Origin of the sequence: Zobellia uliginosa (assembly GCF_900156625.1) — a bacterium.
Taxonomy (GTDB): domain Bacteria; phylum Bacteroidota; class Bacteroidia; order Flavobacteriales; family Flavobacteriaceae; genus Zobellia; species Zobellia uliginosa.
On the sequence record NZ_FTOB01000004.1, the window covers coordinates 855958 to 869631 of the forward strand.

Genomic DNA, 13674 nt, shown 5'->3' on the forward strand with positions numbered 1-13674 from the left:
TCCCACACCTTTATAAAGTATACCATCATGAAGATATTAACTATTGACGACCAGCAACTGATCTTACTATCTGTAGAAAAGCGGTTGATAGAGCTAGGATATGAAGTAAGAACGGCCGGTTCGGGAGAGCTGGGCATTGAAATATACGACGACTTCCAACCCGATTTGGTCTTGGTCGATATCAATATGCCCGGTATGTCAGGACTTCAGGTCGTGAAGCATATCCGTACAGAGAAAAAATCAAAAACGCCTATTTTGATTATGTCGGGAAATACCGATGAAAATATAATCGTAGACGGTTTTGATTTGGGCATCAACGATTATATGAAAAAACCGGTAAGTCTAGAGGAGATGGCCGCACGTATAAAACGTATCGTAGGTGTGCCGGAAACTGAAGGGGAAACGATGAAGAGCAACGATGTACGAATGCTGCAGCAGCATTGCGTAGGTGTCGTTATACCCTGCTATAACGAGGAAGATCGCTTATCCGGACCCGAGTTCAAGGCTTTTGCCCATAAAAACCTAGGCTATCATTTATGTTTTGTAAATGACGGAAGTACCGATAAGACCCTTGAGGTGTTACAGGAACTTCGAAAAGGTCATGAATCGAATATAAGCATATACAATTGCGAGAAGAACGGAGGTAAGGCCGAAGCGGTACGACAAGGCGTCTTGCATATGATAAAAGATGAACAGTTAGATTATATAGGCTATTTAGATGCGGATCTTTCAACCGATTTTAGGGATTTTGATGACTTGGTCAAGACACTCGAAAATTCGCAGTTTAAAATAGTAAGCGGTTCGCGTATCAGTAGAATGGGGGCGAATATTACCAAAGAATCGGCTAGAAAAATCATAAGTATGACCATTAACATGATCATACAGACCATTTTGGGTATGCCGTTTAAAGATACCCAATGTGGGGCCAAGATTATGGACCGTGAGATAGCCTCTACTATGTTCAATAAAAAATTCATTACCAAATGGCTTTTTGATGTCGAGATATTTATGCGCATGAGAAAGCACTACGGAAAGGAAGAGGCCAAACGTATAATTTGCGAACAGCCGCTGAAAAGGTGGATCCACGCCGATGGTTCTAAATTATCTATGAAAGACTCGGTTAAAATTGTGGGTCAATTGGCCAAGATCGCGGTTTCCTATCGATAGGCCTCTAGAACCTTTTTAAAGACAGCTCAAAAGTCGTATTCATGAATAGGTGAATCGACCTTTGAGCTGTTTTTTTTGTACAATAAAGCTAAAGTATTCTTAATTGTTGGGTTAAATCAAAGCAAGTGCTTAGTTTTGTCCTGTAGTATAAAACCATGGCTAGAAAAAAGCAATATAATGAAGAAGAGGTGATAGAAAAGGCCACGGCCCTTTTCTGGAAGAATGGCTATGAGGCCACTACCGTACGTATGTTGGAAAAGGAAATGGGGATCAACCAATTTTCTATCTATTCTAGTTTTGGCAATAAACAAGGCGTATTCTTAGAAAGTATCAAGGCCTACAAAAAAAGAATACGCTGCATAACCGAGAAGCTGGCGAGGTCGAATAACGGTAAGGAAGGTATCAGGCAATACTTCTATGATTTTTTAGAGTTTGCAAAAGAAGATGGTAAAAATAAGGGCTGTCTTGTGACCAATACGGTAAACGAGATCAATGCCGATACAGATCCGTTAATAATGGATCAGTTGATGGAATTTGCCAACAGTATCAAGCAGTTGTTTATTGATAATCTCTTGCAAGAGGAAGGAAAAACCGAGGAAGAAGCGAAGAGGCAATCGAATTATTTGATGAATAGTTTGCTGGGTTTGTCAGTTTCGTCAAAAGTTTTCGACCAATGTCAACTCAAAGACACTATTGAAATTACGTTTTTGAACCTATAAAAATTTTTTTACACCTTAACTAAGCATTTGCTTAGAAATGAATCGAATATTAAATAAAAATTGAAACTATGAGCACATTAACAAATCACACTTTAGAAACAGCACCCGAAGAAAGCAAGCCATTATTGGAAAATTCTATTAAGGCGTATGGTAATATTCCAAACCTTCATGCGGTATTGGCAGAATCTCCCGGTCTTTTAAAGGCTTACCAATCTTTACATGAGCTTTTTGTAAACTCATCTTTTGATAATGATGAACTTACCGTAGTATGGCAAACGATCAACGTAGAGCATGCTTGTCACTATTGTGTACCGGCGCATACCGCCATTGCAAAAATGATGAAGGTAGATGATGCCATTACCGATGCCTTGAGAAATGGTACTGAATTACCATCTGAAAAATTACAGGTTCTTCACGAAACGACACTTAAGATCGTTCGTAACAGGGGATATATTGAAAATAAAGACGTACAGGCATTTTACGCAGCGGGTTACGAAGAGCGACAGTTGCTTGAGATTATTTTGGGCCTTTCCCAAAAAGTGATCAGTAACTATGTAAACCATATTGCAGAAACTCCGGTTGATGCGGCTTTCCAAAAATTTGCTTGGAAAAAAGAAGAGAAGGTTGCCTAATGTTGTTGGTTAACGAAGCTTGATGGCAATGTTTAAGCCTTTCACTTTATGTGGAAGGCTTATTCTTTCTATTAAAAACATAAGCCTGAGCGTTCAGTTTAAAAATATAGGATTATGTGTACTTCGGTCGAGAATAAAGTCGCTTTGGTAACGGAGGCGAATAGGGGAATTGGTAAAGCTATTGGCTGATTTCCTAATTTTACGAATGTGCGTCCGCAAGTACAAATTAGTAAGGTTTTATAGAGAGGATCGTCTTAGGTAGGGAATCTACCTTAATTTCAAGGGCGATTCCCTATTTTTTAATGATATAACATAGATTATGGCAGAAAAGATAAAGATAGATTTGGTTTCAGATGTAGTTTGTCCTTGGTGTGTAATAGGTTACAAACGTTTGGAAAGGGCCATTTCTGAAATGGGTATTGAAGACAAGATCGAGTTGGAATGGCAACCCTTCGAACTGAATCCGCATATGCCGCCTGAAGGGCAAAATGTACAGGAGCACCTTACCGAAAAGTACGGTTCCTCACTTGAAGATCAAAAATTGTCTCAAGAGCGAATGACGGAATTCGGACAAGAGCTCGGCTTTACCTTCGATTATTTTGATGATATGAGAATGGCCAATACCCGCGATGCACACGTTTTGCTCGAATATGCACATGAAAAGGGCAAGCAGACCGAATTGAAAATGCGATTGGTTACGGCATTTTTTAGTGAAAGAAAAGATGTGTCAAAACGAGAGGTCTTGGCCGAAGAGCTAAAGGCCGTTGGCTTAAATGCAGATGAGGCCATGGCCCGACTCGATGATGATAATGCGCGTTATGAAGTCACTTCCAAAGAGCAATATTGGCAGGGACTGGGCGTATCTTCGGTACCTACTTTTGTGTTCGATAAAAAGAGTGCATTGACGGGGGCACAGCCTGTAGAGGTATTTAAACAAGTGCTTGCCGAACTTATAGAAAAGTAATACGTGGGCTTGGCCGAAATAAGGCGGGCCCAAATCGGTTTGGAAAAACACCGATAGCGGAAAACAGAACATAATCCAATTTAAAAAAAGCCATAAACGGTAGTCCGTTTGTGGCTTTTTTTTAATACGGACTTAGGATTCAATTCAAAAAAACGGCTACGACTGATGGATAGAATCGAAGGATTAAAGGGCTTTGTTGTTGAATTTTAAAGGGATAGGAAATAATCGGGTTGTGGGAACCATTATCTTATCCTATTTTCGGGCTTGCATTCAAACCCATTGTAAAACGATCCTTTAAAAAAGACAAAGGTTACGCTTTTATAGATTTCGAATGCAGCTTTGTATCATAAAAAATACGATCTAATGGATGTTACCCGATCATACCGAACGAATTTCATAGTAAGCAAGTATACCCTTATGGCCGTTCTTTTATTAGTACTTGGTTGCCAGGCGACTAAAACGGATAAGGAAAATAAAGAAGGATTAACGGGCCAAAACCAAGAGCTGTCATCACAACCCCATGCCGATGAGGTAGCGGATAGTGCCATTGCAACACCCATATACCAACAATGGCATACGGTAGAAATCGATTTTAAAGGTCCCCGAACTTCCGAAAATGCTACCGATAATCCGTTTTTGAATTATAGGCTAAACGTAGAATTCAAGCATGCGGAGACCAGTTATACCATTAGGGGATTCTATGCCGCCGATGGAAATGCTTCGGAAAGCAGCTCCGACAACGGAAATATCTGGAGGGTACGATTTACGCCCGACCGTTTAGGGGATTGGAGTTATTCGGCGAAACTCTACCACAAAGATAGCATTGCCGTAGCGTCCAGTGTCTCAGGGGCGGAAGAGGTTGCTATTTCAAATGCCACGGGAGGCTTTAAGGTAATTGGATCTGACAAAAGAGGTGTTGATTTTAGGGCGCATGGTAGGCTTGTGGTTTCCAAAGGCTATTATAAGTTCCGGAACAGCAATAGGTATTGGGTGAAAGTAGGGGCGAACAGTCCGGAAAACCTATTGGGCTATGTAGATTTTGACAATACCTACCGGATAGCCTCATCCAATAAAGAAGGAGAGGCCAGTACGACCGATAAAATCCATTCGTACCCTACCCATCTAAAAGATTGGAAAGCTGGAGACCCCACCTGGAAAGACGGCAAGGGAAAGGCTTTGATCGGTGCTATAAACTACCTCGCCGATACGGGAATGAATTCGGTTTATTTTTTGACCATGAATATTTTGGGCGATGGAAAAGATGTGTGGCCCTATACAAAACCTGATGAGTTTACCCGTTTTGACGTAAGTAAACTTGAACAGTGGGAAATCGTTTTTCGTCACATGCAGTCAAAAGGGGTGTTACTTCATATGGTGTTACAGGAAACGGAGAACGAGACCTTATTGGACAATGGGGACACGGGAGTTTTGCGAAAGCTCTATCTGAACGAGCTGATAGCGCGATTTGGCCACCATCTAGCCTTGAATTGGAATTTAGGGGAAGAGAACGGTCCTGCCGATTGGTCTCCCCTTGGTCAAAACAATGCCCAAAGGAAGGCGATGGCGAAATTTATCAAGGAGTCGGATCCGTACCAACATCCCGTACTTCTACATACGCATTCGCATGACCCATTGCGCAGCGAGATTTTAGACTCGATTGTGGGGTATACTTATTTAGACGGACTTTCATTGCAGCAAGACGAAAGAAAACAAACCGCTGAGGTCATCGAAAGATGGAAAAACAAATCAAGGGAAGCGGGACACGAATGGCTCATTACCATGGATGAAATTGGGAAATGGTTTCAAGGGGCCGTACTCGATAGTGAAGACCCTAGCCATGAGAGCTTAAGAAAATATGTGCTTTGGGGTACCTTACTTTCCGGAGGCGCGGGAGTAGAATGGTATTTCGGGGCCAAGCATCCACACAATGATTTAAATTCTGAAGACTGGCGGCAGCGCGATCGGCTTTGGAAAATATCAAACCATGCCCGTGTATTTTTTGAGGAGAACCTTCCGTATTGGAACATGCGGCCCGAGCACGGTTTGGTCAATCTGAAAGATGCCTATTGCTTTAGGGAAAAAGGCCAGGTCTATGCACTTTTCCTTCCCAAGACAAAGGAAGCTACTATCAATTTTTTGGAGGAAGAAGGAAGCTATCGGATACGTTGGTTCGACCCTCTCAATGGAGGCGAACTTCAAAAAGGTTCCATCGATAAGATTGCGGGAGGTGCCATTCGCTCTTTGGGCCATCCGCCCAATACGACGGGTTCGCCCCATGACGACTGGGTATGTCTTCTAAAAAAGATATGAGCTAATAGCCTCTGGCTTACTTAGTTCGTTTTTGCGGGAAGGGGATTCAAAGAAGTAGGTAGTTCAAAAACTTCTAAATCAAAATAGGGCAACGCGGCAAAGAGGTGGTCGAAAATATCGGCCATGATATATTCGTAGTTTTCCCAACGTTTGTCAGAACTAAAGGCATAGATTTCCAAAGGAATCCCTTGCGTCGTGGGAGCTAACTGTCGTACCATCAAGGTCATTCCCTTGTTTACGGCAGGGTGGTTCTCTAAATAATTGATTACATATTTTCTAAAAACGCCGATATTGGTGAGATTTTTTCCATTGATCGCTAGTTCCTTATTTACCCCGTTGGCCGTATTGTACGAAGTAATCTGCTCGTCTCGCGTACTCAGGTAGTCTCGTATTAGCTCGATGTTTTTAAAGGATTCAATGTCTTCTGGATTTAAAAAGCGAATACTTCTTTGGCTGATGACCAAGGCGCGCTTCATACGTCTACCACCGCTATTCTCCATGCCCCTCCAGTTTTTGAATGAATCGGAGATCAAGGCATAGGTAGGAATGGTAGTGATGGTCTTATCGAAGTTCTGCACTTTTACCGTGGCGAGCGTGATTTCACTGACATTACCATCGGCACCGTATTTTTCAAAAGTAATCCAATCGCCAATACGCACCATATCGTTAATGCTGACCTGTATACTCGCAACCAGACCCAAGATAGAATCTTTGAATATGAGCAAGATAACGGCGGAGCCGGCACCCAGGGCGGTGAAAAACTTCCAGATCAAAACATCGGTAATGATGGCAAAAATGGTCAAGATGCCCACAAACCATGCAAAGATCATAAAGACCTGGATGTAACTATCCATAGGTTTATCGCGAAACCGTGGCTTGGTCTTTAGATAGTCGTTCGTACTCCTAAAGAGACTCTTGACTATAAAAAGGGTCAATATAACAAAGATTATCTGTAGAATTTTGAGTGCGACAATACCGCCGTACTCAAAATGAAAGAAGGCAAAGGGGAAGAATTTGAACAAGATGGTCAAAGGAATGATATGGGCCACATAACGGGGTACCTTGTTCATCACCAAGAAATTGTCGAAATTGGTCTTCGACTTACGGGCGAACCGTAAAGATAGATTACGCAAAACGCGCCAGATTATCAGATCTAGAAACCAGGCTAAAATCAATGAGCTTACTAATACGATCAACAAGTTCAGGTACGATGCGACGCCTTCGCTCAATCCCGTTTTTAACAAATAATCATATAGAATTGTATGCAAACCTTCTTCCATATATTTCTTTATAGAAATTCCGTTTGCAAAATTAAGCCATAGAAAGAACTAAGAAAGCGTATACGTGAAATAAATGACAGGTATTTGAAATACTTTAACGAATCGCTAAGGAAATGCTTGATGGTAGGGCGTATAAGTGAAGTTAAGGCCTTGGTTTTCTATTTGTCGTTTAGTGCCAGAACCGGGACATTTTCAAAATATACCAACTTGCCCAATGCGGGTTGGCCCAAGCCCATCTTTTGTAAAAAAGTGCGCTTCTTGTTGATGTAGCTCACCATGTGGCTACGCCTGATCTCTACAAAGCAGTTTATGGCAGTGGGCATTTCTACGTTGCGTACGGTATTGAATGTATGGTCGATATCTTCAAAATAGGCGCTCAACAGCTTTTTATTTGCCTTTTGCCTATCGTTTAACGAATCGGGATCTTCTAGGCTTAGTATTTGAATGGTAGATTTGCTGAGTTTTGCAATTTCGGCCAAGTGTCGTATTTCGTTAGGGTTAAAATCGGTTTTAAAATTGGTCGCCAATACGATTTCCTTGGGTTCGTTGAAAACGGCATTTTGGGGAACGATCAAAACAGGGCAGTTCCTGATTTGTTCTATGACCGAAAGTGCGGTCTTGCCATACTTGCCCATCCGTCTATTGGTCATGCCCTTGGCCCCTATGACCAGCATATCGATTTGCATTGATTTAACTACGTCTTTTACGGCATCTAAAAAGGGATAAGGGCGCGACATAACGTGGAACCGATGTTTCGGGTTGTCGTTTTCAAAGGTCAAATGGGTCAATATATCTCCAAGACCTTGTTTTGACCTAGTTTCCGATAGCTTATTGAAGGCCTCGTCGGGATCTAGGAGTGCAACACTATCTTGGCTATGGGCATCTTTGGCGTACGTATTGAGAATGTAAAAATCGCAGTCCTCATTTTTGTAGAGTTGAATGGCGTATTCCATAGCGTTCAACGAATTTTTTGAAAAATCGGTTGGCAATAGTAGCTTTTTTCCCATGATTGTTGTTTTTAATTGTTTTGTTTTTAAATGGACGTGCTCGGCGATCGGGCAGCTTTCGGGCCCCAATATGTCTTTGGGGCCTTTGATCCTCCCGATGTTTTATCGGGAGGGGCAATTTTATTTTTAAAATCTTTAATCATTTTTTACATCTAGGATTTTGCGTGTAAAAGAATTTGTGATAATACCTGTGTTTTAATGTTTCTGTATTTTTTGACATGTTCAAGGTATAATTTGCGACTCGCTTCGTGTTTATGCAGATAAAAGGCGTCGCACTCGGCCGTATCACATTCGATTATATTGCCGATGTTCATTTTGTATTTGTACAGTTTTCCGATGTGTGATCGGTTTTCTCTTTGCAATTCTTGCAGTTGTTGGTACAACTGTGAATTGTTGAGCATGCGGTCTTCAATGTCCATTAGGTAGTCTAACTCTTCATTTATGAACTCAAGGTGTTCCGTCCAACCGGAAATTTCTACCTTATCTTTTTCCATCATGATACGACTATCGGGTTCGTGCGCATAAAAAGGTTGTGATACATTCATAATTTTATATTTTTATTATTACTGTGGCGTTTCGGCCCTTTGTTTCAAAGTTCATTTGCAAGTCATTCAATGGGAATGCCATGAATGAGGATCTAGACGGTCGGTGGGGGGGAGAATCGATATTCTTTTTAGAGGTATGACCGTGAATTCCACCGTTTGAAATAGTAGCAAACTACGTATGGAATTGAATAACGACTTCAAGGGTCGCTTTACAATGGGGTATTGTTTGTTTTTCATTTCCATCTTCATCTTGGCATTCTGTCTGTCAAAGGTGTTTCCTAAAAAAAACTAGGAGCTAAGGGCGCTATTCCGCTTTCTTTACGGATGAATTAGTACTAACGTCAAAGAGTATGCCTATAAAAGAAATGCTTTTATAAATGAATGTAATTACCTAATTGTCAATGGTTAAGAAGGTGTGTTGAAAACAGGGGCTGTTTAAATGTGGGGCAAATTTCCCCAGGTGATGAATTTTGGGCCGATACCGCGTAAATTTTAGATAGGGAAAGTTAGGGGTGGGATTGTTAATGTATTGAAAATCAGAAAGAATGATTTATGGGTTTGTGATGGAGATTTGTTTAAAGTTTTTCAAGGACGAATATATAGGGTATAAAAAAATAGCCAAGGCATGCCTTGGCTATTTTTCCTTATACGGAAGTGTCGTATCGTTTTATTTCCCTTCAAAAATTTCTTCAATAGCTTGGTCGGAAGATGTGTCCGGCAAGGGTAAATCTAACAGAAAAGATAGGGTAGGGGTAATCTGGTCGATAGTGTGTTTGGCTACACTGCTTCCCTTTGGAACATGCCATCCGTACCACAACATGGGTACATGGGTATCATCATTGTATGCCGTACCGTGGGTGGTACCCTCGGTTCGGGTCGGCATGCGGCCCTGGTCTAAATGTAAAAGGAGGTCGCCAGAGTTCATTTTGTTCACACTTTTTCTGAAAAAGGCATCGATATCCAAATTTCTGGAACTGTGAAGTGATGGAGCGTATACTTCTTTTACACCGTCCAAAGATTTAAGAATGGAAGCGGCGGCTTTTAAGATTTCTTCCTTTGGTGTGTCTACATCGTTAAAATAGATGTGGGGGACACTAAAATGGGCGATATAATCGGCTGGCCCAAATAATTTGGCGAGCCCCATGTTTAAGCTATCCTTAATGCCTTTAGTATCAATGAACTTGCCCGTTAAACGCGATTTTTCCAAGAATACCGGGTTGTCGCTTCCCGCATGGTCGGCAGAAAGAAAGAGTAGGTAATTGCCCTTGCCAACGCTATCGTCTAAAAAGCTAAGCAGTTCCGATAGTTCCCCGTCCATACGTACATAGGTGTCTTCCAACTCCTTGGAGCGTATGCCGAAACCGTGTCCGACATAATCGGTGCTGGAATAACTGATGGTCAGAAAGTCGGTATCGTCGTGCGAGCCTAATTTTTCCCCTTCAATGGTGGCCTTGGCCATTTGGGTCAATAGGGTATTGCCAAAAGGAACTTGTGACATCAGTCCGAAATTGCCGTTCTTTTTCCTGATTTTTTTAAGATTGTACGGAAAGGTGGCATCTTTTCTTCCTTTGAACACTTTTTCCATAAGGGCCTTATCGGCGCCACTGTTCCTATAATCCTGTATTGGCCTTATGGTTTCCCAAGTGAGGTCTAGCAGCGAATCGGCCAATTGCCGTGCATTGAACTGTTCTAGCCAAGCGGGAAGCTTTTCCGTATAGTAGTTGCTTGTAATAAACTTACCTGTTTCCGAGTGGTACCAAAAAGCATAGTCGGCCATATGTCCTGCAGGAAGAATGGCACCTCTATCTTTTAACGATATTCCAACGACCTTCGATCGGCCACTGGTGGCTAGTTTCAATTCATCGGTAATGGTTTGCGATTTTAGGTTTCTCGGTGAACGGGAATAGCTGCTCACCTCCTTTTTTGAAACGCCGCTACCATCGGTTAAAAATACCGTTTCATCTTCGGCACAGTAAACCGTTCGTCCTTTTTTTCTACTGTACCAATCATTGGCAACGATACCGTGGTTGGCAGGGGTGGTACCGGTGTAGATCGATGCGTGCCCCGGTCCGGTATAGGTAGGCACATAATTGTAATGCATGTTCTTAACGTTAAACCCATCGTTCATCAAGCGTTTAAAACCGTTTTCGGAATAATTGTCCTGAAAGCGGTAAAGGTATTCGGCACGCATTTGGTCAAGAACAATACCCACTACCAGTTTGGGTTTGTCATTCGTCTGTGCGTGGGCCAATTGCGAAACAAGGGCAATAGCTACTAAAAAAATCCTGTAATTCATACTGTTTGTTTTTGTAATGGCCGAACTTTTGTCGGGTGGCCATTGGTGATATATCTAAAAATGAACTTTGTTGGTATGTTGGTTATGTCGTATTCAACTTTGATCGTACTACTGGCAAGAAGAACTGCAAGCATTGAAAGGGGGGCGCTTAGCTGCCAAGTGGCAAGGCATAGGGTGCAAGTTAGTGTACCAAGGACTTTTAAGAAAGCGCTTTTAGGGCAAAAAGAGTGAATTGTAATCATAAATAGGTCTCGTTCAGGTGCCGTGTTCGTAGGTTTCTTGTTCCCATGTTCGCAGTTGCGCTATTCTAGGCCTGGCCTGGTAAATACTAATTTTTTTATCGATGGAGCTTTTTACTACGCAGGTAATTTATCAGTAATTGTGGGCGATCGGTCTGTATGATGTCGATATGGTTATCTATATACCAATCGTAAATCGAGGGGTCTAAGACGGCTTTTTCATCATCGTGGCCCCCATTGTGTTGTGGCCATAATGAATTGACCCATACCGAAGCACCTTTTTTTCTGATTTCGTCAAAATCCTGTATGATGGAAATGGTATCTTGGGGGGCGGTAAATTCAAATGCAACGGGTATGTCTTGGGTGAGATAGCTATCTATGGTTTGCTTGGCATCCGGGTCGTCCAATCGCACTATGGGCATAAAGAATACCTTGTCTAGATATTCCCCGAATTCTTCCTTTACTTGGCTATAAGGAATATTTCCCTTGATCACTACCTGGTTCTGGGTACCTGTCTTCTTTACCATTTGATAGCATTTATCGAAGATGTCGTAACTCTTGTCCAGATTGACCAAAATTTTTCCTTTACAAAGTTGTAAGGCCTCTTCCAAGGTGGGGATTTTGTGCGGGGTGCTATGTCCGATCCCGTCTTTTAAATGGAGTGTTTGCAGGTATTCCCAGCTCAGGTCCGATACGTTTCCGCTCCCTGTAGTGGTGCGGTCAATGGATCCATCGTGCATTAATATCAGTTGGCCGTCCTTGGTTTCCCTGACATCTATTTCGACCATGTCTACGCCCATATCGATACAGTTTTGAATGGCCTGTAAGGAGTTTTCCGGGGCATTGCGCCAATCACCTCTATGCGCCACCACGATTACTTGGTCGTTGTGCGAATCGGTAAGGTTGGCAATAAGGTCTTCTACGCTAGGTTTCTTTGTTTGTTTTGCCTCCGTGCGGGGCGGGTCGATCGGGGTGTCGTCCTTAACCTGTTGGTTGCAGGCCGTTAGGCTAATTACCAGGGTCAACAACCCTATTACTTTTTTAGGCATCGTCAAAAGGGTTTTTTGTGTGAATTAAAGGGGGGCGGGACTATTTTTCCGCCCCCCTCTTGATGGTTTTAGTATCCCGGATTTTGAACAAGTGCGGGGTCTGCAGCTATCTGACTGGCAGGAAGCGGCAACAACAATTTGCTGTCATCGGTAATGCCTAGAACGCTTTTGGCCCTTCCTTGACGTAAGAGATCGAACCAACGATGGCCTTCCCATACCAATTCCAATCTTCTCTGAAGGTCGATTTCCCCAAAGACGGATTCTTTGTCGGTTGCCCCGGTATAGGCGCCCAAGTTTGCTCGGTTTCTGACTTCATCCAAGTAATCGATGGCTTCCGCTCCATTGCCCAGTTCGTTCTCGATTTCGGCCAACATTAAAAGAACATCGGCATAGCGAAGTACTACCCAGTCGCTACCTGAATCGGCTACCACGGTAGTAGGTACGGCAATTTTATTGTTAAATGCCAGTCCTGATTCCAAGGTCTTGACGTAGACATCTTTACGGGCATCGGCCTCGGTATACAGGGCGTAAAAGTCAGGTTTAAGAACACCGTGTCCTTTGGTGCCGGTCATGTTTTCCTCGACCCTTCCCGTAGGGTTGAACATTCGGTAGGCATCAGAGCCCTCGGTGTTTGAACTTAGGCCCGAAGCATATTGTACGACAAAAATGAGTTCGTCGTTCAATTCGTTTTCCAAAGAAAAGACTTGGTCGGCCGCTATGAGCTTATGCGTCTTTGATTCTACTACGGCATCTAAATATGACTTGGCCTTGGCGTAATCTTTCAAGGTCAGGTAAACTTTACCCAATAAGGTCTGTGCGGCCGTTTTTACAACTCGGCCTTTGTTATCGTCATTGCGTGCCGGTAATAGGCCTACCGCTTCGTCAAGGTCGCTTATAATCTGTGGGTATACCTCACTGACCGGAGTTCGGGTTTGACCGAAATAATCTTGTGGGTTGGCTACCTCGTCGATTACCAAGGGCACATCGCCGAAAGTACGCACCAAATTAAAATAGAGCATGGCCCTTATGAATAGCATTTCGCCTTTTCTTGCGTCTTTGGTGGCCTCTTCAGCGAATTCAATATCCTGAATTCTATTGATGACAATGTTGGCCCTTTGTATTCCTTGATAACTATCTTCCCAAACATCGGCAATGAGTTCACTCTGGGGGATGACGTTAAAATCGTCTAACATACCATAAACACCACCATCATTGGCCGGGGTCTCATCATAGGCATCTTCACCGGGCAACTCGCCTACGGCAGGCATGGCCGTATTGTAAATACCTGTTAATTGAAGTGTGGCAAAAACGGCGTTTACGGCTTCTTCCAATTCGGTCTCGTTCGTGTAAAAGTTATCGGCGACCTTTGATGTGTTCGGGTTTTGTATAAGTTCCTTTTCGCAACTTGTCACAACCAAGGCCATGACAAAGATCAGTATATATAGATACTTCTTCATTTTAATTTC

The 13674-nt window shown here is 42.7% G+C and carries 11 protein-coding genes; 5 read left to right on the forward strand and 6 right to left on the reverse strand.

Annotation, left to right across the window (positions count from 1 at the left end):
• Positions 1-27: 27 nt before the first annotated feature.
• The 5 genes from BW980_RS16260 to BW980_RS16280 all read left to right on the forward strand — a co-directional run bounded on the left by BW980_RS16260 (position 28) and on the right by BW980_RS16280 (position 5792).
• On the forward strand, positions 28-1167 hold the full coding sequence (locus BW980_RS16260; protein WP_076456208.1) for a response regulator: 1140 nt from the start codon (positions 28-30) through the stop codon (positions 1165-1167).
• Positions 1168-1322: 155 nt separating this feature from the next.
• Positions 1323-1886, forward strand: a complete 564-nt coding sequence (locus tag BW980_RS16265) for a TetR/AcrR family transcriptional regulator (protein WP_076456209.1) — start codon at positions 1323-1325, stop codon at positions 1884-1886.
• Positions 1887-1954: 68 nt separating this feature from the next.
• Positions 1955-2518 carry a carboxymuconolactone decarboxylase family protein gene (locus BW980_RS16270; RefSeq protein ID WP_076456210.1) on the forward strand — a complete coding sequence of 188 codons (564 nt, stop codon included), beginning with the start codon at positions 1955-1957 and terminating at the stop codon, positions 2516-2518.
• A 319-nt stretch (positions 2519-2837) separates the two neighbouring features.
• Complete coding sequence (locus tag BW980_RS16275; protein WP_076456211.1) at positions 2838-3482, forward strand: DsbA family oxidoreductase; 645 nt, start codon at positions 2838-2840, stop codon at positions 3480-3482.
• Positions 3483-3845: 363 nt separating this feature from the next.
• Positions 3846-5792 (forward strand): DUF5060 domain-containing protein, encoded by a 1947-nt coding sequence (locus BW980_RS16280; RefSeq protein WP_217694810.1) that lies wholly within the window; start codon positions 3846-3848, stop codon positions 5790-5792.
• A 20-nt stretch (positions 5793-5812) separates the two neighbouring features.
• On the opposite strand, the gene BW980_RS16285 is transcribed toward BW980_RS16280, so the two are convergent.
• The 6 genes from BW980_RS16285 to BW980_RS16310 all read right to left on the reverse strand — a co-directional run bounded on the left by BW980_RS16285 (position 5813) and on the right by BW980_RS16310 (position 13665).
• On the reverse strand, positions 5813-7072 hold the full coding sequence (locus BW980_RS16285; protein WP_076456212.1) for a mechanosensitive ion channel family protein: 1260 nt from the start codon (positions 7070-7072) through the stop codon (positions 5813-5815).
• Between the two features lie 158 nt (positions 7073-7230).
• The gene (locus BW980_RS16290) at positions 7231-8079 is read right to left on the reverse strand and encodes a universal stress protein (RefSeq protein WP_076456213.1); all 849 of its coding nucleotides are present in this window, start codon (positions 8077-8079) and stop codon (positions 7231-7233) included.
• Positions 8080-8231: 152 nt separating this feature from the next.
• A complete protein-coding gene (locus tag BW980_RS16295) occupies positions 8232-8624 on the reverse strand; it encodes a hypothetical protein (RefSeq protein WP_139327708.1) in 393 nt (130 codons plus the stop codon).
• 667 nt (positions 8625-9291) lie between these two features.
• Complete coding sequence (gene pafA / locus BW980_RS16300) at positions 9292-10920, reverse strand: alkaline phosphatase PafA (RefSeq protein ID WP_076456215.1); 1629 nt, start codon at positions 10918-10920, stop codon at positions 9292-9294.
• A 337-nt stretch (positions 10921-11257) separates the two neighbouring features.
• Positions 11258-12208, reverse strand: coding sequence for a glycerophosphodiester phosphodiesterase family protein (locus BW980_RS16305; RefSeq protein ID WP_076456216.1), 951 nt, complete (start codon positions 12206-12208; stop codon positions 11258-11260).
• A gap of 68 nt (positions 12209-12276) precedes the next feature.
• Positions 12277-13665 (reverse strand): RagB/SusD family nutrient uptake outer membrane protein, encoded by a 1389-nt coding sequence (locus BW980_RS16310; RefSeq protein ID WP_076456217.1) that lies wholly within the window; start codon positions 13663-13665, stop codon positions 12277-12279.
• Positions 13666-13674 lie beyond the last annotated feature (9 nt).